A 26,338-nucleotide genomic window follows, 5' to 3' on the forward strand; every position below is an offset into this window, starting at 1 on the left:
CGTTTCAGCCAGGCAGCAGGGTGGCGATATGCCCGGCGCGTGGGTCGCCGCTGCCTGCCAACACGGTGGCAAACAGGGCCTGCGTGGCCTGGGGCCCCGCATGGTGCTGCACCACCAGCCAGGGCTGCGGCCCGGCCGACACGGCGGTGCTGAACTGGTTCCAGGCCGCGACCAAGCGGTCGTTCAGGCCCTGCGCGCCCCAGTCGGTATGGCGCTTTTTGACCTGGGCGGGCGCAAAGAACATCACCGGGCGCGGGCCGGGCAGCTGGCCGGCGCCGCCCAGATCGCCCACATGGCTCGCACCCACCGAGCAGCTGTAGGCCAGGCCGGTGAAGTGGGCATGGATGCGCTGGCGCAGGCCCACGCTGCCCGCAAAGTCGATGTAGACGCTGGGCGTGGCGCCGTCGAGGGTGTTCAGTGCGTCGTAGGTGACCACGCGGTGGTAGCAGCCCAGGCTTTCGCAAAACGCCACGTTGCCGGGCGAGGTGAGGCCGATGACCTCGATGCCCTCCCGCTGCGCGAGCTGGAAGGCGGTGCCATAGGCGGTTTTGCTCGACGCGCTGGACAGCAGCATGCGCCGGGCGCCAAAGAACTGCTGGTCGGCCAGAAAGTCGTCGATGAGCCACGAGGTGATGAACAGCGGCCGCAGCAGGGCCTGCACGTCTTCGTTGTCGGCGCGGTACAGCCCGTCGGTGCTGGTGCGCAGGTAGTGGTTGTAGACCGCATGCAGGCCCGCGCGGTGCGGTGCGCCGTCGCTAAAGCCCGTGGGGTTGACGCGCTCTGGCGACAGCACGGCCTGGCTGGCCATGGGCCAGTAGCCATACAGCCGCTCGCCCACGGCCACGGCCGGGTGCAGCGACTGCACCACGGTGCCAAAGCCCCACACGGGCACGATGCCCCAGCCGGCCTCGCCGGTGGGGAAGAACTGCCAGTAGTTCAGCATGTCCCCCAGCGCGGCGTAGGTGATGTTGTTGGCCGTGAGGGCAAACGACTCGACCCGCACGCGGACCTGGCCCTCGGCCAGCGGGGTGTCGTCGGTGGTGGTCAGGCGGGTGGTGGCCAGCTGGTCCTGGCGCACGAGGAGGGTGGTGGTGCTCATGCCGCGACGCTAAACCAAAGCGTGCGCGCGCTCAAGCGATGCGCGCCGCCTGGGCGACAGGTGGGCGGCGTGGCGGTGCGCCAGATTGCTAACGGGCTCAGTCCGCCGTGGGCTGCGCCAGTTGCTCGAAAGGCAGCGCCTGCTTGACCAAGATGACGGTGCAGGGCGCATCGCGCGCCACGCGCATGGGCACGGTGGCAAAAAAGCGCTGGGTCTGCAGCCCGTGGGTGGCGGCGCCCAGGATCATCATGCTCACGTGGTTGCTGGCCGCGTAGCGCACCAGCGCCTGGGCCACGTCGCTGGCTTCCAGCACGTGGTAGCTCACGGCATGCCCGGTCAGGTCCAGCCCCTGGGCCCACTGGCGCAGGCGGGCCATGTGCTGGCGGTGCAGCGTGGTCTCGCTGCGCTCGCTGTCGCTGGTGCTGCTGGCGCCGGGCGACACCACCGTCACGCAGGCCAGCCGCGCGCCGGGGCGGATGCCCAATGATCGACCCACGGCCTGGCGCAGCGAGTACAGTGTGGCGTCTGTCACGTCGGCATGGGGCACGGCCACCATCAGGATGGGCGTGTCCTCGATCTGCTGTGAGGGCAGGGGGCTGGGCGTGTAGTGCATGCCCGCTGCGCGCAGCCAGCGGCGCAGGTGCGTGCGCAGCGGCGTACGCTCGGTGCGCTCGCCGCGTTCGGTGATGAGCACCTGCTCGGGGTTGGACAGGTCAAACGCCAGGTGCGCGGCCGAGGGGTAACGGCTTGCGGCCTCGGGCTCCAGGCAGCGCAGGATGACCTCCTGCAGCCAGGGCGGGATGTCGGCGCGGTGCTTGCGCGGCGGCGCGGGCGTCATCCACAGGCGCTGGCGCATGCCGCCGCTGGTGGTGGGTGCGCCAAAGGGCAGCTCGCCCGTGGCCAGCTCGTACAGCATCACGCCGATGGCAAAGATATCGCTGCGCGGGTCGCCGCGCACGCCCACCACCTGTTCGGGCGCTATCCAGGCGGGCGAGCCCACGGCCTGGCGCATCTCCTCGGCAAGCAGGTCGGGGTAATGCGCGTGGCAGGAGAGGCCAAAGTCCAGCAGCACGGCCGTGCCGTCTTCCTTGACGAGCACATTGGCAGGTTTGAGGTCCAGGTGGCACACGTTCTGCTGGTGCAGGCTGTGCGCGGCGCGCGCCGTGGCCGCGCCCAGGCGGGCGATGGTGGCGATGTCGCAGCGCCCGGGCGCATCCAGCCAGTGCTGCAGCGTCTGGCCGGGGATGTATTCCATGACCAGGTAGGGCAGCCGCATCAGGTCGCCCGCCGCTACAAAACGCGGCACATGCGGGCCGCTGAGCACCGGCAGGATCTGCAGCTCGACCTCGAAGCTCACGATGTTCTCGGCCCCGTCGCCCGCCGTCATGCGCGGGATCTTCATCGCCATGGCAAAACCGGGGCTGCGGTCGGCCTGCGCGTATTCCACGGCGTAGATGTGGGCCATGCCGCCCGCGTGGATGCAGTCCACCACGCGGAAGCCGTCGATCTCGGTGCCGGGTTCCAGCAGCTTCATCTCACTGGCCCTTTTCCAAGCGGTCGGCATAGAAGCCGGGCAGGCCTGCCGCGCGAATGGCAGCGGCGGCGGCCAGGTGGTCGTAGGGCACGCGGTAGAAGGTGATTTGCTTGGCGGTGTCGTCGAACAGCGCGTACATGGCGCGTGCATCGCCGTCGCGCGGCTGGCCCACCGAGCCCACGATGCCCAGCCACTGGCGGTGCGTTGGCACGGGCACGGGCACGCCGGGCTCGGGCGCAAAACGCATCAGCTTGGCGGTGGGCGTGAGGAAGTACAGCACCTGCTCGTGCACATGGCCGCAGAACACATAGCGGATGGCGGGGTCGATGCCCTGGGCGGCCGTCATGCTGCGCTCGGCGGCATTGGAGTCCTCCACGTACCGCCACTGCGCGGGCATGTCGGCACTGGCGTGCACCAGCAAGGCGCTGCTGCCCAGCCGCGCCGTGAGCGGCAGCGACTGCAAAAAGGCGATGTGGCTGTTGCCGAGCTGGTCGTGTGTCCACTGCGCTCCCAGCTCGCTGCGGTTGCGTGGGTTGGCAGGCGGGGCCAGGGCCATGGCGTCGTGGTTGCCCAGCACACACAGGGCACCTTGCTGGGCCAGGTCGCGCACCTGCTCCACCACGGCCACGGGCTCGCCGCCGTACCCCACCAGGTCGCCCAGCAGCGCAAATTGTTCGGCGCCCTGTGCGCGGGCGTGTTGCAGGCAGGCGTCCAGGGCCTGGCGGTTGGCATGGATGTCGGACAGCAGGGCGATTTTCATGGGGTTGTCTCCAACCCCATCATCGCGCGCATGGCTGAATGCCAGCTTGCAGGTGGCAGTACCTGCGCGGCGTCAACGCAAAAATAGCTGCCAGCGCTTGTTGATCAAGCGCTGGCAGCTATGGTTTTGGTAGCTCAGAGGCTGCGCTGTGCGACGGGCTTTTTGTCCAGCGCCAGCACCAGGCCCAGCGCGATGATCGCGGGCAGCGCCTGGCTAAAGAAGATCTTGGGCGCCGCGGTGGCGGCGCCAAACACCCCGGCCACGATCACGCAGGCCAGGAAGAAGATCTTGAACACCCGGTTGCCGGTGAACAGCCCCCAGAACAGGCCTGCCGCCAGAAAACCGTTGTATAGCCCCTGGTTGGCCGCCAGCGTGGTGGTGGCGTCGGCCAGCTCCTGGGTCAGGTTGAAGGTTTTCATGCCCAGGGGCTTGTTCCAGAAGAACATTTCGAGCACGAGGATGTACACATGCTCGATGGCCACCAGGGCCACCGCGATGCGGGGAATCAGCAGGCGGCCCATGGTCTTAGACGATCGTGATGGTCACGTCGATGTTGCCGCGCGTGGCGTTGGAGTAGGGGCAGACCTGGTGGGCTGCGTCCACCAGCTTCTGGGCGGTTTCCTTGTCCAGGCCGGGCAGGCTGATGGCCAGGCGGGCGGCGATGCCGTAGGCGTTCGGGATGGGGCCCAGGTCCACTTCGGCGTCGATGGACACGTCCTGCGGCACGGGGATGCCGATCTTGCCACCCACAGCCTTCATGGCGCCGATGAAGCAGGCGGCGTAGCCGGAGGCGAACAGCTGCTCGGGGTTGGTGCCGGTGCCGGCGGTGCCGGGCGAGGACAGCTTGACGTCCAGGCGGCCGTCATCGGTCTTGGCGGCGCCATCGCGGCCACCGGTCACGTGCGACTTGGCGGTGTACAGGACTTTTTCGAGCTTGGTCATGGTGTCTTCCTTGCGGTTGTTGCCCACGGTGGGCGGTGGAGGGAATCGGTTCTGGCGGTATCGTTACGTGTTTCTGCGGGCCGTCAGCGTTGCTCGCTGAGCCGGTCTCGCAACTGCTTGAGTTCGGTGGTCAGGGCGGTCAGCTCGGCAATCGAGCATTGGCTGCTTTGCAGCACGCACTGCGGAATGGCCTCGGCCTGGTCGCGCAGAGCGCGGCCCTCGGCCGTGAGGGTGATGCGCACGCGGCGCTCGTCCTGCACATCGCGCAGCCGGGCAATCTGGCCCTGCGCCTCCAGGCGCTTGAGCAGCGGCGTGAGCGTGCCGGAGTCGAGAAACAGGCGCTCGCCCAGCTCGGACACGGTCACGCCGTCCTGTTCCCACAGCACCAGCATCACGAGGTACTGCGGGTAGGTCAGGCCGATGCGGTCGAGCAGGGGCTTATACAGCTTGGTCATCGCCAGCGAGGCGGAATACAGCGCAAAGCAGACCTGGTTGTCCAGCCGCAGGATGGCGGGGCTGGGAGTGTGGGGCGTGCTGTGGCTGGGCATGGGGTGAATTGTGGGTGCAAATTCAATTGTGTGCAATTGAATTGTGAAAAACTTTGTTAATGGATGGGATTGGGTGGGTGGGGAAGCGGCGCTGCGCCATCGGTGCTATTCGCGCGTCCCGCTGGCGCAGGCAGGGGCGCTGTGCCCCTTTACCCTCAGAAATTTGCTATCAATAGCAGAGCTGCTAGTGCATGATTCATCTGTGCTGGCGGTCGATTGGGCTTGAAATTTTGGCGCGTGAGGGTTCGGGCGACGACGAACCACCAGGCCCTCAGCGCCCGCTGAACTGCGCGGGCCGGCGCTCGACAAAAGCACGCACGCCTTCGGCCGCGTCTTCGCTGTTGGCCAGTTGCTTTTGCACGGGGATGAACTCTGCCACCGCCGCCGCCTGGCCTTGCTCGATGGCCTTGAGCACGTTGAGCCGCGTGGCGACCACGGCCAGAGGCGCCTGGGCTTCGATGCGCTGGGCAATCTGCAGCGCTTCCTGCAGCTCCTGGCCAGTCGGCACCACTTTTTGCACAAAGTTCAGCCGGTACGCCTCGGCGCTGCCGAACTCGTCGGCCGTCAGCAGGTGCAGCAGCGCATTGCCCGTGCCCGCACGCTCTGCCATGCGCAATGTGGCGCCGCCCGTGGCCATGATGCCGCGCTGCACTTCCATCTGCGAGAAGCGGCAGTTGTCGGCCGCCACCACGATGTCGGCGCCCAGCATCAGCTCGATGCCCACGGTGAAGCAGATGCCCTTGACCGCCACCACCATGGGCTTGGTGCGGCGCCGGTAGCCAGGCAGGCCGTAGTCGTGCGGCTCCACCAGGCCTTCGGGGATGGCTTTTTCGCCGCGCTGCATGTAGGCGCTCACGGCGGGCAGGTCGAGCCCTGCGGTGAAGTGGTCGCCAAACGCATGCAGCACGCCCACGCGGAGCCGCGGGTCGTCGTCCAGCCGGGTATAGGCCTCGGCCAGCTGGCGGAACATGGGGGGCGTCCAGCCATTGCGCTTGGCAGGCCGGTTGATGCCGATCAGCAGCACATGGCCGATGACCTGGGTGTCGATGTTGCCCTCGGGCGGGGGCGTGGTGGGGGTGATGTTTGTCATGGGCGCAGGTCTCCTGGCCCATGATTGAAAACGCAATGGAAACTGCGCGCCGTCCCCCGAGGGACAGCGCGCTGAGGGCCGTCAGTAGGTGTAGACGCCCTGGCCCGTCTTGCGGCCCAGGCGGCCGGCGGCCACCATTTCCTTGAGCAGTGGGCAGGGGCGGTACTTGCTGTCGCCAAACTCGGTCAGGTACACATCCATCACGGCCAGGCACACATCCAGACCAATCATGTCGGCCAACGCCAGCGGGCCGATGGGCTGGTTGCAGCCCAGCTTCATGCCGGCGTCGATGTCCTCGGGCGTGGCCAAACCTTCGGCCAGCACGAAGAAGGCCTCGTTGATCATGGGCACCAGGATGCGGTTGACCACAAAGCCGGGCGCGTTCTTCACGGTGATGGGGCTCTTGCCCAGCGCCTCGGCCAAGGCCTTCACGGCGTCGTGCGTGGCGTCGCTGGTCTGCAGGCCGCGGATGATTTCCACCAGCGCCATCATGGGCACGGGGTTGAAGAAGTGCATGCCGATGAAGCGGTCGGCGCGGCTGGTGGCGGCGGCCAGCTTGGTGATGGAGATCGAAGAGGTGTTCGAGGCAATGATCACCTCGGGCGCCACGATGGCGTCCACCTGCTTGAGGATCTTGAGCTTGAGCTCGTAGTTTTCGGTGGCGGCCTCGATCACGAGCTGCGCGGCCTTCAGGTCGTCGTAGCTGGTGGAAGTCTTGATGCGCGCCAGGGCCGCCGCCTTGTCGGCTTCGCTGATCTTTTCCTTCTTGATCAGGCGGTCCAGGCTGCCGGCCACGGTGGCCAGGCCTTTTTGCACTGCAGCATCCGAGATATCGACCATCACCACGTTGATGCCCGACACCGCACAGGCCTGTGCAATGCCGTTGCCCATGGTGCCTGCGCCGATGATGCCTACGGTCTGAATCGTCATATAGAGAGCCCTCTTCAAAGTGAAACGGATGGACGGAATGGTAAGGCGAATCGCACGACCGTTCGGTTATCGTGCGTCAAACCTGAACCAACAAACCGCTGCGCAGCATGGCGGAGGAGACACCACAACATGTTCGACTACATCGTGATCGGCGGCGGCTCGGCAGGCTCTGTGCTGGCCGGGCGCCTGACTGAGAACCCCGCCGTGCGCGTGTGCCTGCTGGAGGCGGGGCCTGCCGACAACAGCGTGCTCATCCACTGCCCGGCCGGGCTGGCCGTGATGGCCAAGTTCGAGCTGAACGGCTGGGGCTTCAACACCACGCCGCAGGCGGCGCTGAACAACCGGCGCGGCTATCAGCCACGCGGCAAGGTGCTGGGGGGCTCCAGCTCCATCAACGCCATGGTCTACATCCGGGGCCAGCATGCCGACTACGACCACTGGGCCGCGCAGGGCAACCCGGGCTGGGGCTGGGAGGATGTGAAGCCCTACTTCCTGCGCGCCGAGAACAACGAGCGCGGTGCTAATGCCTGGCACGCCCAGGGCGGCCCCTTCAACGTGGCGGACCTGCGCTCGACCAACCGCTTCAGCCACCACTTCACCGAAGCGGGTGTGCAGGCGGGGTATCCGCACAACACCGACTTCAACGGTGCCACGCAGGAAGGCGTGGGCCTGTACCAGGTCACGCACAAGAACGGCGAGCGCCACAGCGCGGCCAAGGGCTACCTCACGCCGCACCTTGCGCGCTCCAACCTGCAGGTCATCACATGCGCCCATGCCACGCGCATCCTGTTCGAGGGCACGCGCGCCGTGGGTGTGGAATACCGCCAGGGCGGTGCGCTCAAGCAGGTGCGCGCCGGGCGCGAAGTGCTGCTGAGTGCGGGCGCGCTGCTGTCGCCGCAGCTGCTGATGCTGTCGGGCGTGGGGCCTGCCGCGCATTTGCAGCAGCATGGCATCCCGGTGCGGCGCGACCTGCCCGGCGTGGGCCAGCATCTGCACGACCATCCCGACGTAGTGCAGGTGCTGGACGCTCCCGATCTGAAGGACCTGTTCGGCCTGTCGCTGTCTGGCATGGTGCAGACGCTGCGCGGCATTGTCGAATGGCGCAAGCACCGCACCGGCATGTTGACCACCAACTTTGCCGAGGCGGGGGGCTTCATCAAGAGCGACCCATCCGAGTCAGAACCCGACCTGCAACTGCACTTTGTGATCGGCAAGCTGGTGGACCACGGGCGCAAGACCGTGTTCGGCCACGGCTACTCGGCCCATGTGTGCCTGCTGCAGCCCAAGAGCCGGGGCTCGGTCACGCTGGCCAGCCGCGACCCCATGGCCTTGCCCTTGGTGGACCCGAACTTCCTGGCCGACCCTGACGACATGGCGCGCATGGTGCGCGGCTTCAAGCAGACCCGCGCCATCCTGTCGCAACCAGCGCTCGCGAAGTTCGGCGCCAAGGAGCTGGCGGCCTCGGCCAATGCGCGCACCGATGCCGAGATCGAGCAGTTCATCCGCCAGTACGCCGACACCATCTACCACCCCGTGGGTACCTGCCGCATGGGGCCTGGGCCGCTGGATGTGGTGGATGCCGAACTGCGTGTGCATGGCCTCGCGGGCCTGCGCGTGGTGGATGCATCCATCATGCCGCGCATCGTGAGCGGCAACACCAATGCGCCCACGGTGATGATTGCGGAGAAGGCGGTGGACCTGCTGCGTGCGCGGGTGTGAAGGAATTCACGTTTGCGGCGCTGAACGCGATTTTTAAGGTTCGCAGAAGGTCTGCTTAAGGAGTTTTTAACAGGCAAAACGGCCGCGCGTTCCTAGACTTCTTTTCATGGAAGCGGGTGCATGGTGCACCCGGCCCGGCACCCCTCAAAGCAGGGTGTCGAGAGGCCCCACGAGGCCATGAAAGAAGCACATGAAGATTGATGCCCGCGAAATTGCCGCACTGACCCAAGCCCAGCCCGTTGCGCCCCGCATGGACATGTACGCCAGCATCCACAAGGCGCTGCGCGCCTTTATGGCCGACACGCTGCTGGGCCTGGGCCGCATGGATGTGGACGACGACCTGGAGTTTGCCCAGACCTGCGACCGCGTGATGCAGCTGCTGGACCTGTGCCGCGCGCACCTGCACCACGAGAACCAGTTTGTGCACGCAGCCATGGAGGCGCGCCAGCCCGGCTCCAGCCAGAGCATTGCCGGTGAACATCTGGAGCACGAACAGGCCATCGTCGCTTTGGCAGACGGCGTAAACCACCTGATGGCCTGTGCCAAGCCAGCACGAGCTGCAGCCACCCTGGCCCTATACCGCCAGCTGGCGCTGTTTGTGGCGCACAACTTCGAGCACATGCACGAGGAAGAGACTGCGCACAACCGCGTGCTGTGGCAGTGCTACACCGACGCGGAACTGGCGGGCGTGCACGATGCGCTGGTGGCCTCGATCCCGCCGCACGAAATGATGGTGGTAGCCCGCTGGATGGTGCCCTACATGTCACCCGCCGAGCGCACGGCCATGCTGTCGGACATGCAGCAACATGCGCCTGCCCCTGTGCTGGCAGCGGTGCTGGCGCAAGTGCAGCCGCATCTCACGCAGCCCGAGTGGACCAAGCTCATGCGCAGCCTGGGCCTGCCGGTGGTACCGGGTCTGGTGCATTGACCATGTAGAGCCACCGGCGCGCAGGCGTCAGGCGTCTTCCAGCACCACGGGGCGCAGCACACACAGCCGAAAGCGCCCGCGCCCTGTCTTTTCGATGTGGATGTGCGGGCAGTTCTCCTGCAGGCGGCGCTGCAGCAACAGCAGGCGGGCCTCCAGGTTGTCGGCCACATCGGGCAGGCGCAGGGCGGGGTCCAGCCGCAGCTCGCGGTTGGTGAAGTCCACGCGCCCGGTGTGCTGGTGGTCGCGCAGCAGCTTCCAGATGATGGCGCCCGCCACGCCCTTGATCAGGTAGTCGTCGTTGATGAATACGCTGTCGTTGGCCGCAAAGTGGCGCACCCGCAGCGCGCTGCCGCTCACCGGCGGTGCCGCCGTTGGAGTAGGCAGCGGCTCGGGCGCATCGGGCGCGGCCTGCAGCAGGTCGATGGCGGCCGCCAGCTGGCCTGCAATGGCCACCAGCAGGTCTTCATCCTCGAAGCCAAAGCGCATGTCCTCGGGGCTCTCGGCAAACAGCACACCCAGCAGGCGCCCGGCCGACAGCAGCGGCACCGCCACCTGGCTGTGCGGTTCTGGCAGGCCAGGGTAGGGGATATCCATGCCACGCAACGGGGGCGCATCGGGCGCGGCATGCGCGTCCATACTTTCGCGGATGGCATGGCTGTACAGCGCGGCGTGCGTCATGTGGCTGATGCGCACCGGCGTGCGCTCGCGCGCGGCCATGCCGATCACTCCCTGACCCAGCCGGATTTCTGAACCCACGCCCGACGTGGCGTAGCCGCAGCTGGCCACCGTGTAGAGCTGCTGGGCGCTGGCGTCCAGCATCAGCACCATCGTGTGTTCGATGCCCAGCTTGTCCTGCAGGCCCTGCAGCGCGCCTTGCAGCAATTCGTCCAGCCCTGAGCAGCGCGCGATGCTCTCGCTGCACAGGCGCAGCGTGTGCAGCAACCCGGAACGCGGCGCCGGTGCCGGCAGGCCTTCGCCCGCTACCGATTCGATGCGCTCCACAGCGTAGATGTCGGCCCCTTTGAGTTCAAACACCTCGGCCATGCCCGCATGCGACGCAATGCCCGCCAGCTGCGCGCGCATGCTCTCGAACACCGGGCCGCTGTCCTCGGTGCGCTCGTACAGCAGGTGCAGGCGGTAGAAATGGGCGGTGAGCGGGTCCAGCACCAGCACGGACGCGCGCGGGTTGCGCAGGATGTTCTGGCGGGTCTTGTTGAAGAACTGGAATGACAGCGCCACATGCGCCGCATCCACATAGACCACCTGCGAGATGTAGGCCACGTTGGGTGTGCCGTCGGGGTCGCAGGTCGCCATGATGGCGGGAATCGCCCCCTCCAGGCAGGGGCGGATGCTGTGCAGGGACGGCGCTGCGGGGCTCATGGCTGCGGCGCAGGTGGTGAGGGTGATGTGGGTGGCGAACACAACTCCGCGCCTGCGCGCGGGCCCGGTGTCTGGTCGAACGCGCTGGTGGGCGTGAAGCTCACGGCCACCACATCCTGCAGCGGCGCTGCCAGCATGGCGCCCACATACTGCGGCCCGTAACCGACCTGGCCCACCTCCTGCACCATGGACTGCAGGTAGGCCTGCAACACGGGCAAGTCGCCGTCATGGGCCGGGCGCTGCGTGGCCCGGCGGGCCTTGAGCTGCAGCGTCTGGTGGGTGGACGGCACGCTGAACACCACGGCAATCTCTCCGGTGTGCGCAATGTCCTGCAGCAATTGTTCGGACTGGCTGCGCCGCAGGTACACCGTGACCTCCCGCCCATCGCCGCTGATGTGGCTGCCCACGGCCCGCATGATGCTCGGGCGCAGGGCCGCATCGCGGGACGCCACGATGGCCGATACGCCCTTGGCCACCATGGCGATATGGCTGGGGCCGAGCAGTGCGGTCATGCCTTGAAGCGCTTGCGGGTCAGGGCCAGGGCCACCCAGAAGGCCGCCAGGGTGGTCACCATCAGCACCAGGCCGTGGCGCCACGGGTGGGCGGGCCACTGGTCCATGAACAGCGGGCGCACCAGCTCAACCGCGTTGGTCAGCGGCAGCCAGTCGGAGATGGCGCGCACAATGGGGGGCAACTGCTCGCGCGGGAAGAACACGCCCGAGAGAAACATCATGGGCGTGAGCACCAGCGTGAAGTAGTAGGTGAAAAAGTCATACCCCTTGGCCAGGGCGTTGAAGATGAGCGCGATGCTGGAGAACATGATGCCGACAAACAGCAGTACCGGCCAGGCCACCAGCAGCTTGGGGCTGTGGCTGATGCCTAGTGCCAGCATCACGCCCAGGATGGCCGTCACGGTGAACAGCGCCTTGAACGCCGCCCACAGCATCTCGGCCAGCACCACGTCGTCCAGGCTGACCGGCGCGTTCATGATGCCGTCCCAGGTCTTTTGCACATGCATGCGCGAGAAGGCCGAGTACAGCGCCTCAAAGCTGGCCGCGTTCATGGCGCTCATGCAGATGGAGCCGCTGGCCAGGAACAGGATGTAGGGCACCTTGGTGTCGCCCGCCGCGCCGCCCACGTTCACCTGCCCCACCAGGGCCCCCATGCCGTAGCCAAAGGCCACCAGCCACATCAGCGGCTCGGCAATATTGCCCACCAGGCTGGGGATCGCCAGCTTGCGCCAGACCAGCAGGTTGCGCAGGAACACGGGCCACCAGCGCACGGACAGGCTGGGCGGGCGCCATACCGACGGCGGGGGCGGGGCCACAGTGGCCACGGAGGACGGGGTAACGGTTTGCATCCGCTTATTGTGCGATGTTGGCGGTCGGGCGCACAGTCCCCGATGTGTTCCTGCCCGCCCACTGGGCACGTCCATTGCTTGGGAGCTGCCATGCCCACCCATGTCCTGAACCTGCCTGCCGGTGCCAGTGCCCTCTGGCAAAACCGCCTGGGGCTGCTGCTGGAATCCACGGGCGAGGGGGTGTTCGGCATCGACCTGGCGGGCAACTGCGTGTTCATCAACCGGGCGGGTGCACAGATGCTGGGCTTTGCGGCCGATGAGGTGATGGGGCGCAACATGCACGCGCTCACCCACCACAGCCACCCTGACGGCAGCCCGTATGCCGACAGCGACTGCCCCATCTTCAACGCGTTCCGCCAAGGCCTGCCTTGCCGGGTGGATACCGAGGTGTTCTGGCGCCGCGATGGCTCGGCGTTTGCCGTGGAGTATTCCAGCCACCCCATCCTGGAGGGCGACCAGGTGCACGGCGCCGTGATCGCCTTTGTGGACATCACCAGCCGCAAACGCGCTGCCGACGAGCTGCAGCGCGCGCACGACGACCTGGCCCGCGCCAATGACGAGCTGGAGCGCCGCGTGGCCGCGCGCACCCAGGAGCTGTCGCAGGCACTGGCGCAGCTGCGCGAGCTGTCGGCCTACTCAGAGCAGGTGCGCGAAGACGAACGCACCCGCATCGCCCGCGAGGTGCACGACGAGCTGGGCAGCCTGCTGGTGGCGCTGAAGATGGATGTGAACTGGCTGCACAAGCGCCTGGGCGAGCAGGGCGAGCGCACGCCCGAGGCCGCAGGCGACATGCGCACCCAGATGCGCTGCAAGTGCCAGAACATGAGCCGCCTGATCGAAAACGCCGTGGACAACGTGGGCCGCATCATCACCGACCTGCGCCCCAGCATCCTGGACCACCAAGGCCTGTGGGCGGCGCTGGAGTGGCAGGCGCAGGAGTTTGTGCCGTCGGCCGAGCTGGAGCTGGCGTGGCACATGGAGGTGCCTGCCACCCTGCACCTGCCCGAGCCCGCAGCCATCGCGGTGTTCCGCATCTTTCAGGAGATGCTGAGCAATGTGGGCCGGCACGCGCAGGCCAGCGCCATCGACATTGCCATCGACGTGCAGGACGATGTGCTGCAACTGCGTGTGCGTGACAACGGTGTGGGCGCTACCCGCCAGGCGCTGGAGGCGCCCACCGCCTATGGGGTGATGGGCATGCGCGAGCGGGCGCGGCAGCTGGGGGGCCAGCTGACCATCACCAGCGAGCCGGGGCAGGGCTCGTGCCTGCAATTGCTGATTCCTCTGGAGCTGTCATGAATTCCGTGGTTCGCGTGTTGATCGGGGATGACCACCGCATCGTGCGGGAAGGGCTCAAGCAGGTGCTGGGCGACCCGGCCAACGGTGCGCCCGAGATCACCGTGGTGGCCGAGGCCACCCAGGGCAGCGAGGTGCTGGAGCAGGTCACAGCGCTGCGGGGTGCCACGGGCGCACCGGGCCTGGACCTGGTGTTGCTGGACATCGCCATGCCGGGCATGGACGGCCTTGAAGTGCTGCAGGCGCTGCGCAAGGCCTGGCCTGCATTGCCGGTGCTGATGCTCAGCACCTACCCCGAACGGCAATACGCGGTGCGCTGCATCCAGATGGGCGCAGCGGGCTACCTGCACAAAAGCGCTGACCCCGACGACATGGTGGCCGCCGTGCGCAAGGTGGCGGCGGGTGGGCGCTATCTGACCGAGGCCACGGCCTTGGCCTTGGCGGGCGCGGTGGAACGCACCGGGGTGGTGCGCGCAGCGCAACAGGGCGTACCCGCCGGGGTGGACGCGCTCTCGTACCGGGAGCACCAGGTGTTCCGCCTGCTCACAGCCGGGCAGAGCGTGAGCGAAATTGGTGCGCAGCTCAAGCTTGCGCCCAACACGGTGAGCACCTACCGCGCCCGCATCCTCGAAAAGACCGGCGCGCGCAACGATGTGGAGCTGGCGCTGCTGGCGCGTGGCGCACCGGCAGAGTGAATTCGGTGCGTCGCATGCCCGATTTGTAGTGCTGGCCCTACACGCTGTAGACGCCACACCCACGAATTCATGACACAGGGGCGGCCAGGGCCACAACTGGCCCATGCTTTGCGTAATGCCCGGCACCAACTTCTTCGAGGTGTGCCATGTCCGAATTCTTCTCGCCCTACGATGCCGACCGCCCGTTGATGCTGAAATGCAGCTGTGGTCGCGACCATACGGTGGCCGACCACCATGCCGAAGTCGCAGCCGACGCTGCCGCCGCCCAGCTGCGCGAACGCAGCCTCACGAGCGAGTTCGAGGCCTACAGCAACGAGTTCATCGAGGCCACCCTGGTCAAGGCGCTGTTTCCGCAAGACGCGGTGCGCCGCCGCTTCATCAAAGCCGTGGGCAAGGGCACTGCCATGGCGGCCATTGCCAGCGTGTTGCCTGTGGCCAGCCTGCAGGCCATGGCGCAAGAGAAGCAAGGCGCACTGGAGAAGACCAACCTCAAGATCGGCTTCATCCCGATCACCTGCGCCACGCCGCTGATCATGGCCCACCCGCTGGGCTTTTATAGCAAGCAGGGCCTGAACGTGGAGGTCACCAAGACAGCAGGCTGGGCGCTGATCCGCGACAAGATGATGAACAAGGAGTACGACGCCACGCACTTCCTGAGTCCCATGCCGCTGGCGATCTCGATGGGGGTGGGCTCCAACGCCGTGCCGATGAAAGTGGCGACCATCCAGAACACCAACGGGCAGGCTATCACGCTGGCCAACAAGCACAAGGACAAGCGCGATCCCAAGCAGTGGAAGGGCTTCAAGTTTGCCGTGCCGTTCGAGTTCAGCATGCACAATTTTTTGCTGCGCTACTACGTGGCCGAGCATGGACTGAACCCCGATACCGACATCCAGATCCGCGTGGTGCCACCGCCCGAGATGGTGGCCAACCTGCGTGCGGGCAACATCGACGGCTACCTGGGCCCCGATCCGTTCAACCAGCGCGCGGTGTATGAGGAGATCGGCTTTTTGCACATCCTGACCAAGGAGCTGTGGGATGGCCACCCCTGCTGCGCGTTCGGCACCAGTGCCGAATTCATCCAACAGAACCCCAACACCTTTGCTGCGCTCTACCGCGCCGTGCTCACGTCGGCCGCCATGGCGCGCAAGCCCGAAAACCGCGAGCTGATCGCCAAGGTGATTGCGCCCGCGCAATACCTCAACCAGCCCGAGACCGTGCTCACGCAGGTGCTCACGGGCCGCTTTGCCGATGGCCTGGGCAAGATCCAGTCGGTGCCCGACCGTGCCGACTTTGACCCTATGCCGTGGCAGAGCATGGCGGTGTGGATGCTCACGCAGATGCAGCGCTGGGGCTACGTCAAGGGCGATGTGAACTACCAGCAGATCGCCGAGCAGGTGTTTTTGCTCACCGACGCCAAGAAGCATATGAAAGTGCTGGACCAGAAGGTACCCGAGGGCGCGTATCCCAAGTTCAAGATCATGGGGCGCGAGTTCGATGCCACCAAGGCGGCCGAGTACGCCAAGAGCTTCCCCATCCGCAAGGCGGCATGAAATGAAGCACCCCCTGAGCCGCTTCGCGCCTTCACCCCTCTCTCGCCTTGCAGCGCAATGCGGGAGGGGGACGCCCCCAGCGCACGGAGCGAAGGCGACATTGGCTCGTCGTGGCGGTCCTTGCGCGGGGGCCCTGGCTTCGGCCCTGCGCGTTTTGTGGGTTGTTGAACTTGTGAAACGCACGGAGATTTGACATGACAAGTTCCAAAAATCTCAACCTGCGCGCGGGCCTTTTGTCCGTGCTCATCTTCCTCACGCTGCTGGGCATCTGGTACATCGCCACGGCGCCATCGGGTGCGGCGGGTGCTGGCACGGCCGGCATGACGGCCGAGCAGATCGAGTACGCCAAGATGATGGGCAAGGACCCGGGTGCGTCCAAGAGCGGCGGCTTTCCCACACTGGGTGCCATGGGCAGCACGGTGTGGGGCCATCTCTCCAACCCGTTCTACGACAACGGCCCCAACGACAAGGGCATCGCCATCCAGCTGGCGCATTCGCTGGGCCGGGTTGCGCTGGGCTTTGGCCTGGCCTGCCTGGTCGCCATCCCGCTCGGTTTCATCATCGGCATGTCACCGCTGCTGCGCCGCGCATTCGACCCGTTCATCCAGGTGCTCAAGCCCATCAGCCCGCTGGCGTGGATGCCGCTCGCGCTCTACACCATCAAGGACTCGTCCATCTCGGGCATCTTCGTGATCTTCATCTGCTCGGTGTGGCCCATGTTGGTGAACACGGCGTTTGGCGTGGCGTCGGTCAAGCGCGAGTGGCTCAACGTGTCGGCCACGCTGGAAGTGAACCCGCTGCGCAAGGCCTTCCTGGTGATCCTGCCTGCCGCAGCGCCCACCATCCTCACGGGCATGCGCATCAGCATGGGCATTGCCTGGCTGGTGATCGTGGCGGCCGAGATGCTGGTGGGCGGCACGGGGATTGGCTACTTCGTGTGGAACGAGTGGAACAACCTGTCGCTCACCAACGTGATCTTTGCCATCCTGGTGATCGGCGTGGTGGGCATGTTGCTCGACCTGGCGTTTGGCCAGCTGCAGAAGGTGGTGACCTATGTGGAGTGATGTTGCCCAGCGCCCGGCTGTTCCAGCCCCTCTTGCCACTGATGCCACTGACGCACCGCAACGAAAGGCCTCTGCCGTGACCCAAGGCTTCCTCCAGATCGACCGGCTGAGCAAGGCCTTTGTACCCGCCAAGCCCGTGTTTGCCGATGTGTCGTTCACGCTCGACAAGGGCGAATTCGTCTGCATCATCGGCCACTCGGGCTGCGGCAAGACCACCATCCTCAACGTGCTGGCGGGGCTGGACACCGCCACCTCGGGCACCGTCATCATGGACGGGCGCGAAGTGGCTGGCCCCAGCCTGGACCGGGGCGTGGTGTTCCAGAGCCACGCGCTCATGCCCTGGCTGACGGTGCGCCAGAACATCGCGTTTGCCGTGAAGTCGCGCTGGCCCGACTGGAAGAAGACCCAGGTGGATGCGCATGTGGAGAAGTTCGTGGCGCTGGTGGGCCTGAGCCCTGCCATCGACAAAAAGCCTTCGCAACTCTCAGGCGGCATGAAGCAGCGCGTGGGCATCGCGCGCGCGTTCTCCATCCAGCCCAAGATGCTGCTGCTGGACGAGCCCTTCGGCGCACTCGACGCGCTCACACGCGGCACCATCCAGGACGAGCTGATGACCATCGTGCGCCAGACGCAGCAGACGGTGTTCATGATCACGCACGATGTGGACGAGGCGATTTTGCTGGCCGACCGCATCCTGCTCATGAGCAACGGCAACGAGACGCCCGAGGGCTACCGCCCCGGCGGCATCGCCGAGGTGGTGGTGAACCCGCTGCCACGCGAACGCACGCGCGCCAGCCTGCACCACCTGGACGGCTACTACGCGCTGCGCAACCACATCGTGGACTTTTTGGTGACGCGCGCCAAAGCCCACTGATTTCCTGAATAACCAAGCACTGTCGTGTTGCCCTCAGGGGGCGGCAGGGAGTGCTGCACCCTGAAGTTCCTGTTCCCTGTTCCAAAACCCATCCAACCGAAGGAGCCATCACCATGAACCGCAACGACGTTACCGAAAAGATCATCAGCACCAAGGTCGCCAAGGGCCTGCAGTGGGAGGCCATTGCCAAGAAGGTCGGCCAGTCCAAGGAATGGACCACGGCCCTGTGCCTGGGCCAGATGACGGCATCGGCCGAACAGGCCAAGGTGCTGGGCAAGATCTTCGGCCTCACGGCCGAAGAGCAGAAGTGGCTGCAGGTCGTGCCCTACAAGGGCTCGCTGCCCACGCCCGTGCCTACCGATCCGCTGATCTACCGCTGGTACGAGATCGTGAGCGTCTACGGCACGACCATCAAGGAACTGATCCACGAGGAATTCGGCGACGGCATCATGAGCGCCATCGACTTCAGCATGGACATCACGCGCGAAGCCGACCCCAAGGGCGACCGCGTGAATGTGGTCCTGTCGGGCAAGTTTCTGCCCTACAAGCAGTATTGATCCGGAGCGAGCGGCGTCGCCCGCTCCCTGTGCCTCGTCAGGCGGCCTTCCAGAAGATGTAGTCGGCCTGGTACTTCACGATTTCGCGCGCGCCCTTGTTGGCCGTGGTGCAGGCCGTGGTGGGCGCCACGCCGCCCTTCAAAGCCACGCGCTGGATGTAGGTCACGCCCACCATGGCGCCGTTGCCCATGGCCGGGTTGGCCTTGACCAGCTGGTAGGGCAGGTTGCCAGCGCCTGACGGTGCCACCGCCAGCTGCGTGGCGGTGAGCTTGGAGCCATCGTTCGACTCCCAGGTGGCCGGAGGGCCGTAGTAGGTGCCCACTTGTTTGCCGCTGCGGTCGTTCAGCACCGCCTTGGGGCCCACAAACACCCATTCGGTCTGGCCGGGCATGTTGGCCTTGTCGCGGCATTCGTAGGTGATCTCGCCCACGCCCACGGTTTCCATGGCGACCTTGTGGCCCGCAGGCACCTTGATGGTGTCGGGCAGGCTGTCCTGCGAGTACATGGGGCTGGATGCGGGCTTCATGGCGCCGCAGGCCGTCAGCAAGGTGGCGGTGGCAAGCGCGAGGGCCCAGGGGGCCAAACGGGTGTGCAGGGGCTGGGTGTGCATGGTGGTTGCCTTTTCTTGAATGGGTTGGAGGGTGCAGCCGCCGCAAAAACGGTCTGCTGCAACAGGGGGTACGCATCCGGGCGCGGATTGGATGTGGGCAAGGCAAAATTTTTTCGCCGCCCCTGTCTGGTGTGCTGGTGGGCCCGCTCACACCGGGCCACTACCCATGCATTAAAGTCGCCGCATTGCTGCGACAGGCCCCCTGTCCTTCGTGGCGTTTGCGTCTTCTTTTTCTGGAAAACCTCCAATGACCACCCTCGGAACCCCTCTGTCCCTCCACGCTACCAAAGTCATGCTGCTGGGCTCCGGCGAGCTGGGCAAGGAAGTGCTGATCGCGCTGCAGCGCCTGGGTGTGGAAACTATCGCCGTGGACCGCTACGACAACGCCCCCGGCCAGCAGGTGGCCCACCACGCGCGCACCATCACCATGAGCGACCCGGCCCAGCTCAAGGCGTTGATCGAGGCCGAGCGCCCGCACCTGGTCGTGCCCGAGATCGAAGCCATCGCCACCCCCATGCTCGAAGAGCTGGAAGCCGCGGGCACCGTGCGCGTGATCCCCACGGCCCGCGCGGCGCGCCTGACCATGGACCGCGAAGGCATCCGCGTGCTGGCGGCCGAGATGCTGGGACTGCCCACCAGCCCCTATAAATTCTGTAATTCGCTCGAAGAGCTGCAGGCTGCGATTGATAGCGGGATTGGCTATCCCTGCATCGTCAAACCCGTGATGAGCAGCTCCGGCAAGGGCCAGAGCAAGATCGACGGCCCGGACGATGTGAAAAAAGCCTGGGACTACGCCATGGCCGGTGGCCGCGTGAGCCATGGCCGCGTGATCGTCGAGGGCTTCATCGACTTTGACTACGAAATCACCCAGCTCACTGTGCGTTCGGTGGGCGCCGACGGCCAGATCGTCACCAGCTTCTGCGACCCCATCGGCCACGTGCAGGTGAGCGGCGACTATGTGGAGAGCTGGCAGCCCCACCCCATGCACCCCGCCGCGCTCGAAAAATCACGCCAGATCGCCAAGGCCGTGACCGACAACCTGGGTGGCCAGGGATTGTTTGGTGTGGAGTTGTTCGTCAAGGGCCAGGACGTCTGGTTCAGCGAAGTCAGCCCGCGCCCGCACGACACCGGCCTGGTCACCCTGTGCACCCAGCACCAGAGCGAGTTCGAGCTGCACGCCCGCGCCATCCTGGGCCTGCCGGTGGACACCCGCCTGCGCAACCCCGGCGCCAGTGCCGTGATCTATGGCGGTGTGGAAGCGCAGGGCATTGTGTTCGATGGCGTGGATGAAGCGCTGCGCGTGCCCGGCACCGACCTGCGCCTGTTCGGCAAACCCGAGAGCTTCACCAAGCGCCGCATGGGCGTGGCGCTGGCGCGGGCGGAGGATGTGGACACTGCGCGCCACAACGCCAAGCTCGCGGCGGGCAAGGTCAGGCCCCGGAAGGTCTGAATTTCAAGAAAAAATGGCCGTTTGCGCGCGATGGGTAAGCGCTTATAGCTATTGTTTTTATAGTTGGCATCGGCTGGCACGCCAGCCGGTGCCAACGCTCAGCCATCCTCGCGGATCTGGCGGCCCGTGAGCTTGAGGAACAGATCCTCCAGGTTGGCGGGCCGGTGCAAGGTGCGCAGGTGCCCGTGCTGCCCCAGCGCCTGCAGTAGCGGCTGGGCGTTCTGGGTGTAGAAAAACACTGTCTCGCCGCTCACTTCTACCCGGGCCGCGAGCGCGCGCAGGGTGGTGTCTTGTGTGAGTGCCACCGCGCCCACCCCAAACACCTCCACCACCTCGCGCTCCAGGTGCTGGGCGATCAGCTCGCGCGGGCGGCCTTCGGCGATTTTTTTGCCATGGTCCAGCACCAGCAGGCGCGAGCACAGGCGCTCGGCCTCGTCCATGAAGTGGGTGGTCAGCAAAATCGACTTGCCTTGCTGCAGCAGCAGTTGCAGCCGCTCCCACATCAGGTGGCGGGCCTGTGGGTCCAGGCCGGTGGTGGGTTCGTCCAGCAGCAGCAGGCGCGGGTTGTTGACGAGGGCCCGCGCCAGCGACAGGCGCCGCTTCATGCCGCCCGAGAGTTCGCCGGGCTTGGCATCGGCCTTGTGGGACAGCGCCCCAAACTCCAGCAGCTGCGGCACGCGCTCGTCCATCACCGCGCCCTTGAGTCCGAAATAGCGGCCAAACACGCGCAGGTTTTCGGCGCAGGTGAAGTCCGGGTCCAGTGTGTCGAACTGCGTGACCACCCCCAGCTGCGCCTTGATGGCCAGCGCATCGCGCGGCATGTGCAGCGGCGCCGCGCCAGGGGTGGGCGTGAAATGCACAGCCCCGCCATCGGGCGCCGTGAGGCCCAGGCACATGCGGATGGTGGTGGTCTTGCCCGCGCCATTGGGGCCGATGACGCCCAGGCATTCGCCGGGGGCAATGGCAAACGACACGTCATCCACCACCGTGGTCTCGCCGTAGCGTTTGCGCAGGTGCAGGGCTTCAAAAAGTGCGGTCATGGTTGGATTGTGTGTGAGGCGCGGCGCATTCAGCTGGCAGCCACCAGCCGCCCCCGGCCCGCCGTCTTGGCCTCGTAAAGTGCGCGGTCGGCCCGCGCCATCAGCGCAGCCAGGTCGGTTTCGCCAGGCGCGGGTGTCGCCAGCCCGGCGCTGTAGTCCAGCGCAAAGCCCAGTTCAGCCACACTTGCGGCGTGCAGCCGCCGACGCAGGCGCCGGTCAAACGCCATGCCGGCCGGGGCGCTGTTGTGCAGCAGCAGCACGCCAAACTCCTCGCCGCCCAGCCGCCCGATCAGGTCGCCGCTGCGGCAGGTGTCACCCAGCAGCCGTGCAAACAGCTGCAGTGCGCGGTCGCCCGCTTCATGGCCCCGGGTGTCGTTGATCTGCTTGAAGTGGTCCACGTCCAGCATCAAGGCCGTCACGGGCAGCTGGTGGCGGGCGGCGTGTGCCAGCAGGCTGGCGCCCTGCTGGGTGAAACTGCGCTGGTTGAGCAGGCCCGTGAGGCCATCGGTCATGGCCAGGGTGTGCAGTTTCTGTTCGGCCTCGGCGCGCCAGGCCACCAGCAGGGCCACGGTGCCCAGCACCAGGCTCACGTTGGTGGCCACGGCCGCAGCCAGGTTCACCGGGTGGGGCGTGCGAAAGCTGGGGTACTGGTCGGTAAACGCGCCCAGCATGCCGCGCGCCAGCGTGAAGGCCGCCGAAGTGAGCAGGCAGCCCAGCAGCAGGCTGCGCCAGCGCAGGCTGGACTCCACCACCGGCGCCAGGGTGGCGCGCGCCACGATGCACAGGATGGCGGCCATCAAAAAGTTGGCCCAGCCCACCCGCCAGGCGTAGTGACCAAAGCCCAGCGTGTAGCCCAGCGGGGCGGCAATCACCAGCACCAGCAGCAGACGGGGCAACGGGCGCGGGCCCAGCCACTCCTCCAGTGCGCGGTACAGCATCCACTGGGCCGCTGCGTTGCAGGCAATCGACAGGGTGGACAGGGCCTGGTCCCACAGCGACGACGAGGCGATGATGGCCGCCCAGGCCACGGCCTGCAGCAGCAGGCTGGCCTGCACATGGCGCGCCGCACGGCTCACGCCGCGGCCCATGATCAGCGGCAGGGCCGCCGAGATCATGAACAGGTTGGTGGCCATGACGGCCATCAGGGTGAGGAAGTCCAGTGGCATGGGGCAGATCGGCCCTGCGTGCTTGGTGGCGTTTCTTTCTTTTTTCTCTCTATCTTCTTTACTGGAAGGCGACTTCGGCAAAGCTGCGCAGCTTGCGGCTGTGCAGGCGGTCCACGCCGCCGTTGCGCAGGATCTCGATGGCACGCATGCCAATGCGCAGATGCTGGTCCACGCGCTCGCGGTAGAAGTGGTTGGCCATGCCGGGCAGCTTGATTTCACCGTGCAGGGGCTTGTCGCTCACGCACAGCAGGGTGCCGTAGGGCACGCGGAAGCGGAAACCGTTGGCGGCGATGGTGGCGCTTTCCATGTCCAGCGCCACGGCGCGGCTCTGGCTGAAGCGGCGCTGGGGCGTGTTGTCGGGCAGCAGCTCCCAGTTGCGGTTGTCGGTGCTGGCCACGGTGCCGGTGCGCATCACGCGCTTCAGGTCTGCACCGCTGATCTGCGTGACATCGGCCACGGCCTGCTGCAGCGCCAGCTGGATCTCGGCCAGCGCCGGGATGGGCACCCACAGCGGCAGGTCTTCGTCCAGCACATGGTCCTCGCGCACATAGGCGTGGGCCAGCACGTAGTCGCCGAGCTGCTGGCTGTTGCGCAGGCCCGCGCAGTGGCCCAGCATCATCCAGGCGTGCGGGCGCAGCACGGCGATGTGGTCGGTGATGGTCTTGGCGTTGGCCGGGCCCACGCCGATGTTGACCATGGTGATGCCGCTCGCGTCCTTGCGCACCAGGTGGTAGGCGGGCATTTGCGGCAGGCGGGGCGGCGCGGCGCCCAGGTCGTCGCCCGCCTCGGCGCTCAGGCCCACGCGGCGTGTGACCACGTTGCCGGGCTCGATGAAGGCGATGTATTCGCTGTCGGGCTTGGCCATCTCGGCGTGGCCCAGGCGCACGAACTCGTCGATGTAGAACTGGTAGTTGGTGAACAGCACAAAGTTCTGGAACCACTCGGGCGCCGTGCCCGTGTAGTGGCGCAGGCGGTGCAGCGAGTAGTCCACGCGCGGTGCGGTGAACAGCGACAGAGGCTGGGCCTCGCCCGGCGCAGCCTGCCAGGTGCCGTTGGCAATGCCGTCGTCCATGGCGGCCAGGTCGGGCAGGTCGAACACATCGCGCATCAGCATGCGGCGGGCCTGGGTCAGCGTGCCTTCGATGTGGTCGTGCTCGGCAAACGAGAAATGGATGGGGATGGGGTGGGTGCTGGTGCCCACTTCCAGGTCCACGTTGTGTGCAGCACGCAGCAGGCGGAACTGCTCGGCGTAGTAGTTCGCAAACAGGTCGGGCCGGGTCAGGGTGGTCTCATAGCGCCCGGGGCCCTCCACAAAGCCATAGGCCAGCTTGGTATCGGCCCGCGCCACGGTGGTGGTGTGCACCCGTACAAAGGGGTAGAAGGCCCGCACCGGGCCCTCGGGCGTCTCTCCTGCCACAAAACGCTGCATGGCATCGCGCAGGTGGCCGATCTGTTGCTGGTAAATGCGCTGCACCTGGGCCAGGGCGTCGGCGGGGTCGGTGTGGCGGGTGGGGGCGATGAAGTCGGGGATGAGGGGCATGCGCTATTTTCGCTTGCCCGCGATCCCGCAGGAGGGCGGGCGGGTTTTTTCAGGACGTTGCGGGCTTTTGGGGTGCTCAGCGGGCGGGGGATCTGCTCTCCAGCCACTGCACGGCCGTGTCCAGCACGGGGTCGCCTCCGCCCAGGGCGCGCTGCACGACCCCGGCATCAACGGCAATACGGAGGTCGGGTTCGACGCCTTTGCCGAACACATAGTGCTCGCCGTTGGCGGCGAGTTCTGCCACGGTGGGCGCATGGACCACCATGTCGCCAGGCAGGAGGATCCGGGTCGTCATGCCCACTGCACCCGGCGTGGGCTCGGTAGCGACGACTTGTGCCCTGCCTGCTTTTTGCAACCAGGCGGCGAACATCTCGCAGGCCCCCATGCATTCTGGGCCCGTCAGCAGCACCAGAGGGCCGCTGTAGTGCGTCTGGCCTTGCGTGAAAAGAGGCAACTGAGGGGGGAGTCCCAGGCTGCCGCGGCTGCGCCAGACCTTGGCGGTGGCATCCACCTGGCGCTGGGCGTAGCCTTGCAGCCGGAGGGGGCGGTCGTACGAGAAGAATGAGGCCACATAGTGCGGAACCAGCTGGTAGGACCCATGGTTGGCGCCCCGCAGATCGAGCACCAGACCCCGCAGCCGCGCCTGATTGGCGGCGGCCAGGCTGCGCTCCCACAGGTCCAGGTTGCCGCCGCCGTCAGCGAACGAACTGAGCGCCAGATAGCCATACTGACGGCCCGACTGGCTACGCAGCTGGAACGCCGACAAGGATTCATTGTTGGGCCCGGTACCCGCAGCCTGTGGCCTTTCGGCCATGCGTTGGCGCAGATCGATGGACTGGTCCTTGCCGTCCTGCCGCACCTTCAGGACCATGGCCTCCCGGTCATAGGCCGTGAGCTTGAGCGCTTCGTGGCGGCGCCCCGCCTCGGTGGGGCGATTGGAGTGGCGAGAAGCCCGGCCTACATAGCGCGACATGCTTTCGCCATTGACTTCCATGATTTCTGCCCCCGGTCGCAGACCAGCGAGGTCGGCGGCAGAGCCGGGCGCGACGCTGCCGACCATGGTGCGGCCATCAGCAAGCCACCACACGCCCTGCTGCGGCAGTGGAGTGATCCCCCGTGGCACCCACTGCCCGGCCAGACCGGTGTCCAGTCCTGCCGCCAGCCGCTGGAGTCCGTTGGCGCTGCGCAGATCAACCCGGAACAGGCCGTCCTGCAGGCGTGTGCCGATCTCGGCATAAACCTGCGCCATGGCCCGCCGGTCCCGCTGGTCACCGGCCTGGCGGATCCTGTCGGCCAATTCGGCTTGCAGCCTTACCCAGTCCGTGGGCTGGGCGCCACGAAAGGGGTAACGCTCATGCATCACGCTGGTGAATGCCTTGAACGCATCGCCGGGCGCGAGCCGGGTCAGGTCGATGTCGGTGGTGGACTGCACACCGTACTGCGACAGTGCGACCTCACGACTGCGGTCGAAGCTGAAGCCGCGGCTGTCCAACGTGACCACGGTGTAGCCGCGCGGCAGGCGCACCATGGGGTCATCGGGTGTGAACAGTCGGCCATCCGCGCCAAACCCTGCCGGGAACGGCGCGCCCGCCTCGCTGGCCCACACCAGCAGCTTGCCACCCACCGGCTCCATGGCCAGGTCAGGTTGCAGAGGCCATTCCATCTGCACAGAGCTGGTGGTCAGCATGGCGTGCTGCTCAATCGTGTCCAGCGCGCGGCGGCCCGCGCGGCGCGGCAGCTGGGTGTGCACGGACAGCGCGAAGATCTTCACTCCGGTGCCCGACACACGCACCCGGCCCGTGCCCAGATCGAAAAGTGTCCCCGGGGGCGTGGGCGGCAGGTCGATGGACACGGCCGAGCTGTCCATGCGGGGCGTGGCCAGCAATTGGTCCTGAGGCGGCGTCACGTGCGCAGCCTGGCGTTGCACGAAGTAGGCGCCCTGGTCGAGCAACGCCACGAGCGTGCTGCCCGCCGTGATGGGGTCACCGGCACCCCGCTCCAGCGCCGCGATGAGGCGCACCGGACCGCCCTCGTCGCGCGCCATCACCGCCGGTCCGGAAGGAGGCTGGAAGGGGATGCCGTTGCGGTTGTCCCAGGCCTGGCGCCCTGCGTCCACGGCCTGTCGGCCCGTTGACATCACCTGCTGGCCCGTGGACATCATCTGCTGGCCCGTGGACATCATCTGCTGCCCGGCGGATACCGC

At 66.6% G+C, this 26,338-nt stretch carries 25 protein-coding genes; 9 read left to right on the forward strand and 16 right to left on the reverse strand.

The annotated features are described in order from the left end of the window. Window positions 1-4: 4 nt before the first annotated feature. The 8 genes from AC07Z7_RS02000 to AC07Z7_RS02035 form a co-directional block, all read right to left on the reverse strand. Window positions 5-1,099, reverse strand: coding sequence for a DUF2855 family protein (locus AC07Z7_RS02000; protein WP_494765146.1), 1,095 nt, complete (start codon window positions 1,097-1,099; stop codon window positions 5-7). A 97-nt stretch (window positions 1,100-1,196) separates the two neighbouring features. Beyond that, window positions 1,197-2,633: a serine/threonine protein kinase gene (locus tag AC07Z7_RS02005; protein WP_494765147.1), complete on the reverse strand. Its 1,437-nt coding sequence runs from the start codon at window positions 2,631-2,633 to the stop codon at window positions 1,197-1,199. A gap of 1 nt (window position 2,634) precedes the next feature. Then, on the reverse strand, window positions 2,635-3,393 hold the full coding sequence (locus tag AC07Z7_RS02010; protein ID WP_056745617.1) for a metallophosphoesterase family protein: 759 nt from the start codon (window positions 3,391-3,393) through the stop codon (window positions 2,635-2,637). Window positions 3,394-3,527: 134 nt separating this feature from the next. Then, window positions 3,528-3,914: a DUF1304 domain-containing protein gene (locus AC07Z7_RS02015; protein WP_494765148.1), complete on the reverse strand. Its 387-nt coding sequence runs from the start codon at window positions 3,912-3,914 to the stop codon at window positions 3,528-3,530. A gap of 4 nt (window positions 3,915-3,918) precedes the next feature. Then, entirely contained in the window at window positions 3,919-4,335 is a 417-nt protein-coding gene (locus tag AC07Z7_RS02020; RefSeq protein WP_494765149.1) for an organic hydroperoxide resistance protein, read from the reverse strand. A gap of 83 nt (window positions 4,336-4,418) precedes the next feature. After that, entirely contained in the window at window positions 4,419-4,883 is a 465-nt protein-coding gene (locus AC07Z7_RS02025) for a MarR family winged helix-turn-helix transcriptional regulator (protein WP_209816363.1), read from the reverse strand. 271 nt (window positions 4,884-5,154) lie between these two features. Further along, entirely contained in the window at window positions 5,155-5,973 is an 819-nt protein-coding gene (locus AC07Z7_RS02030; RefSeq protein ID WP_494765150.1) for a crotonase/enoyl-CoA hydratase family protein, read from the reverse strand. A gap of 81 nt (window positions 5,974-6,054) precedes the next feature. Further along, entirely contained in the window at window positions 6,055-6,903 is an 849-nt protein-coding gene (locus AC07Z7_RS02035; protein WP_015012375.1) for a 3-hydroxybutyryl-CoA dehydrogenase, read from the reverse strand. 129 nt (window positions 6,904-7,032) lie between these two features. Between AC07Z7_RS02035 and AC07Z7_RS02040 the strand changes: the two genes are divergently transcribed. Beyond that, window positions 7,033-8,622 carry a GMC family oxidoreductase gene (locus AC07Z7_RS02040; protein ID WP_494765151.1) on the forward strand — a complete coding sequence of 530 codons (1,590 nt, stop codon included), beginning with the start codon at window positions 7,033-7,035 and terminating at the stop codon, window positions 8,620-8,622. Window positions 8,623-8,812: 190 nt separating this feature from the next. Next, on the forward strand, window positions 8,813-9,550 hold the full coding sequence (locus AC07Z7_RS02045) for a hemerythrin domain-containing protein (protein WP_494765152.1): 738 nt from the start codon (window positions 8,813-8,815) through the stop codon (window positions 9,548-9,550). A gap of 27 nt (window positions 9,551-9,577) precedes the next feature. Here the strand turns inward: AC07Z7_RS02045 and AC07Z7_RS02050 are convergent, their stop codons facing one another. Genes AC07Z7_RS02050 through AC07Z7_RS02060 form a run of 3 tightly spaced genes read right to left on the reverse strand, consistent with a single transcriptional unit; the run spans window position 9,578 to window position 12,290 of the window. Next, the gene (locus AC07Z7_RS02050) at window positions 9,578-10,930 is read right to left on the reverse strand and encodes a GAF domain-containing protein (protein ID WP_494765166.1); all 1,353 of its coding nucleotides are present in this window, start codon (window positions 10,928-10,930) and stop codon (window positions 9,578-9,580) included. Further along, on the reverse strand, window positions 10,927-11,442 hold the full coding sequence (locus AC07Z7_RS02055; protein ID WP_494765153.1) for a hypothetical protein: 516 nt from the start codon (window positions 11,440-11,442) through the stop codon (window positions 10,927-10,929). The genes AC07Z7_RS02050 and AC07Z7_RS02055 overlap by 4 nt, the downstream gene beginning before the upstream one ends. After that, entirely contained in the window at window positions 11,439-12,290 is an 852-nt protein-coding gene (locus tag AC07Z7_RS02060) for an ABC transporter permease (RefSeq protein WP_494765154.1), read from the reverse strand. The genes AC07Z7_RS02055 and AC07Z7_RS02060 overlap by 4 nt, the downstream gene beginning before the upstream one ends. Window positions 12,291-12,380: 90 nt before the next feature. Between AC07Z7_RS02060 and AC07Z7_RS02065 the strand changes: the two genes are divergently transcribed. The 6 genes from AC07Z7_RS02065 (at window position 12,381) to cynS (ending at window position 18,329) form a co-directional block, all read left to right on the forward strand. After that, complete coding sequence (locus AC07Z7_RS02065) at window positions 12,381-13,589, forward strand: sensor histidine kinase (protein WP_494765155.1); 1,209 nt, start codon at window positions 12,381-12,383, stop codon at window positions 13,587-13,589. Then, window positions 13,586-14,281, forward strand: a complete 696-nt coding sequence (locus tag AC07Z7_RS02070; RefSeq protein WP_494765156.1) for a response regulator — start codon at window positions 13,586-13,588, stop codon at window positions 14,279-14,281. The genes AC07Z7_RS02065 and AC07Z7_RS02070 overlap by 4 nt, the downstream gene beginning before the upstream one ends. Before the next feature lie 146 nt (window positions 14,282-14,427). Further along, window positions 14,428-15,834, forward strand: coding sequence for a CmpA/NrtA family ABC transporter substrate-binding protein (locus tag AC07Z7_RS02075; protein ID WP_494765157.1), 1,407 nt, complete (start codon window positions 14,428-14,430; stop codon window positions 15,832-15,834). Between the two features lie 194 nt (window positions 15,835-16,028). Then, window positions 16,029-16,898, forward strand: coding sequence for a nitrate ABC transporter permease (gene ntrB, locus AC07Z7_RS02080; RefSeq protein ID WP_494765158.1), 870 nt, complete (start codon window positions 16,029-16,031; stop codon window positions 16,896-16,898). Next, window positions 16,888-17,772: an ABC transporter ATP-binding protein gene (locus AC07Z7_RS02085; RefSeq protein ID WP_494765159.1), complete on the forward strand. Its 885-nt coding sequence runs from the start codon at window positions 16,888-16,890 to the stop codon at window positions 17,770-17,772. The genes ntrB and AC07Z7_RS02085 overlap by 11 nt, the downstream gene beginning before the upstream one ends. Window positions 17,773-17,885: 113 nt before the next feature. Beyond that, window positions 17,886-18,329: a cyanase gene (gene cynS / locus AC07Z7_RS02090; protein WP_252661794.1), complete on the forward strand. Its 444-nt coding sequence runs from the start codon at window positions 17,886-17,888 to the stop codon at window positions 18,327-18,329. Between the two features lie 37 nt (window positions 18,330-18,366). On the opposite strand, the gene AC07Z7_RS02095 is transcribed toward cynS, so the two are convergent. After that, entirely contained in the window at window positions 18,367-18,939 is a 573-nt protein-coding gene (locus AC07Z7_RS02095) for a DUF3455 domain-containing protein (protein WP_494765160.1), read from the reverse strand. Between the two features lie 247 nt (window positions 18,940-19,186). Between AC07Z7_RS02095 and purT the strand changes: the two genes are divergently transcribed. Continuing rightward, on the forward strand, window positions 19,187-20,389 hold the full coding sequence (purT, locus tag AC07Z7_RS02100) for a formate-dependent phosphoribosylglycinamide formyltransferase (protein WP_494765161.1): 1,203 nt from the start codon (window positions 19,187-19,189) through the stop codon (window positions 20,387-20,389). A gap of 98 nt (window positions 20,390-20,487) precedes the next feature. Here the strand turns inward: purT and AC07Z7_RS02105 are convergent, their stop codons facing one another. From AC07Z7_RS02105 to AC07Z7_RS02120, 4 genes are all read right to left on the reverse strand, one after another. After that, window positions 20,488-21,429 (reverse strand): ATP-binding cassette domain-containing protein, encoded by a 942-nt coding sequence (locus AC07Z7_RS02105; RefSeq protein WP_494765162.1) that lies wholly within the window; start codon window positions 21,427-21,429, stop codon window positions 20,488-20,490. A gap of 29 nt (window positions 21,430-21,458) precedes the next feature. Then, entirely contained in the window at window positions 21,459-22,595 is a 1,137-nt protein-coding gene (locus AC07Z7_RS02110; RefSeq protein ID WP_494765163.1) for a GGDEF domain-containing protein, read from the reverse strand. Between the two features lie 58 nt (window positions 22,596-22,653). Then, window positions 22,654-24,135, reverse strand: coding sequence for an AMP nucleosidase (locus AC07Z7_RS02115; protein WP_494765164.1), 1,482 nt, complete (start codon window positions 24,133-24,135; stop codon window positions 22,654-22,656). 76 nt (window positions 24,136-24,211) lie between these two features. Beyond that, window positions 24,212-26,338, reverse strand: a 2,127-nt coding sequence (locus AC07Z7_RS02120; protein ID WP_494765165.1) for a S41 family peptidase, incomplete at its 5' end; no start/stop codon positions are given.

Source organism: Acidovorax sp. GW101-11A03 (assembly GCF_059424825.1).

Excerpts from the sequence above, each read along its gene's own strand:
- AC07Z7_RS02000 (WP_494765146.1), bottom strand. The coding sequence starts at position 1,099 with ATGAGCACCACCACCCTCCTCGTGCGCCAGGACCAGCTGGCCACCACC.
- AC07Z7_RS02005 (WP_494765147.1), bottom strand. The coding sequence starts at position 2,633 with ATGAAGCTGCTGGAACCCGGCACCGAGATCGACGGCTTCCGCGTGGTG.
- AC07Z7_RS02010 (WP_056745617.1), bottom strand. The coding sequence starts at position 3,393 with ATGAAAATCGCCCTGCTGTCCGACATCCATGCCAACCGCCAGGCCCTG.
- AC07Z7_RS02015 (WP_494765148.1), bottom strand. The coding sequence starts at position 3,914 with ATGGGCCGCCTGCTGATTCCCCGCATCGCGGTGGCCCTGGTGGCCATC.
- AC07Z7_RS02020 (WP_494765149.1), bottom strand. The coding sequence starts at position 4,335 with ATGACCAAGCTCGAAAAAGTCCTGTACACCGCCAAGTCGCACGTGACC.
- AC07Z7_RS02025 (WP_209816363.1), bottom strand. The coding sequence starts at position 4,883 with ATGCCCAGCCACAGCACGCCCCACACTCCCAGCCCCGCCATCCTGCGG.
- AC07Z7_RS02030 (WP_494765150.1), bottom strand. The coding sequence starts at position 5,973 with ATGACAAACATCACCCCCACCACGCCCCCGCCCGAGGGCAACATCGAC.
- AC07Z7_RS02035 (WP_015012375.1), bottom strand. The coding sequence starts at position 6,903 with ATGACGATTCAGACCGTAGGCATCATCGGCGCAGGCACCATGGGCAAC.
- AC07Z7_RS02040 (WP_494765151.1), top strand. The coding sequence starts at position 7,033 with ATGTTCGACTACATCGTGATCGGCGGCGGCTCGGCAGGCTCTGTGCTG.
- AC07Z7_RS02045 (WP_494765152.1), top strand. The coding sequence starts at position 8,813 with ATGAAGATTGATGCCCGCGAAATTGCCGCACTGACCCAAGCCCAGCCC.
- AC07Z7_RS02050 (WP_494765166.1), bottom strand. The coding sequence starts at position 10,930 with ATGAGCCCCGCAGCGCCGTCCCTGCACAGCATCCGCCCCTGCCTGGAG.
- AC07Z7_RS02055 (WP_494765153.1), bottom strand. The coding sequence starts at position 11,442 with ATGACCGCACTGCTCGGCCCCAGCCATATCGCCATGGTGGCCAAGGGC.
- AC07Z7_RS02060 (WP_494765154.1), bottom strand. The coding sequence starts at position 12,290 with ATGCAAACCGTTACCCCGTCCTCCGTGGCCACTGTGGCCCCGCCCCCG.
- AC07Z7_RS02065 (WP_494765155.1), top strand. The coding sequence starts at position 12,381 with ATGCCCACCCATGTCCTGAACCTGCCTGCCGGTGCCAGTGCCCTCTGG.
- AC07Z7_RS02070 (WP_494765156.1), top strand. The coding sequence starts at position 13,586 with ATGAATTCCGTGGTTCGCGTGTTGATCGGGGATGACCACCGCATCGTG.
- AC07Z7_RS02075 (WP_494765157.1), top strand. The coding sequence starts at position 14,428 with ATGTCCGAATTCTTCTCGCCCTACGATGCCGACCGCCCGTTGATGCTG.
- ntrB (WP_494765158.1), top strand. The coding sequence starts at position 16,029 with ATGACAAGTTCCAAAAATCTCAACCTGCGCGCGGGCCTTTTGTCCGTG.
- AC07Z7_RS02085 (WP_494765159.1), top strand. The coding sequence starts at position 16,888 with ATGTGGAGTGATGTTGCCCAGCGCCCGGCTGTTCCAGCCCCTCTTGCC.
- cynS (WP_252661794.1), top strand. The coding sequence starts at position 17,886 with ATGAACCGCAACGACGTTACCGAAAAGATCATCAGCACCAAGGTCGCC.
- AC07Z7_RS02095 (WP_494765160.1), bottom strand. The coding sequence starts at position 18,939 with ATGCACACCCAGCCCCTGCACACCCGTTTGGCCCCCTGGGCCCTCGCG.
- purT (WP_494765161.1), top strand. The coding sequence starts at position 19,187 with ATGACCACCCTCGGAACCCCTCTGTCCCTCCACGCTACCAAAGTCATG.
- AC07Z7_RS02105 (WP_494765162.1), bottom strand. The coding sequence starts at position 21,429 with ATGACCGCACTTTTTGAAGCCCTGCACCTGCGCAAACGCTACGGCGAG.
- AC07Z7_RS02110 (WP_494765163.1), bottom strand. The coding sequence starts at position 22,595 with ATGCCACTGGACTTCCTCACCCTGATGGCCGTCATGGCCACCAACCTG.
- AC07Z7_RS02115 (WP_494765164.1), bottom strand. The coding sequence starts at position 24,135 with ATGCCCCTCATCCCCGACTTCATCGCCCCCACCCGCCACACCGACCCC.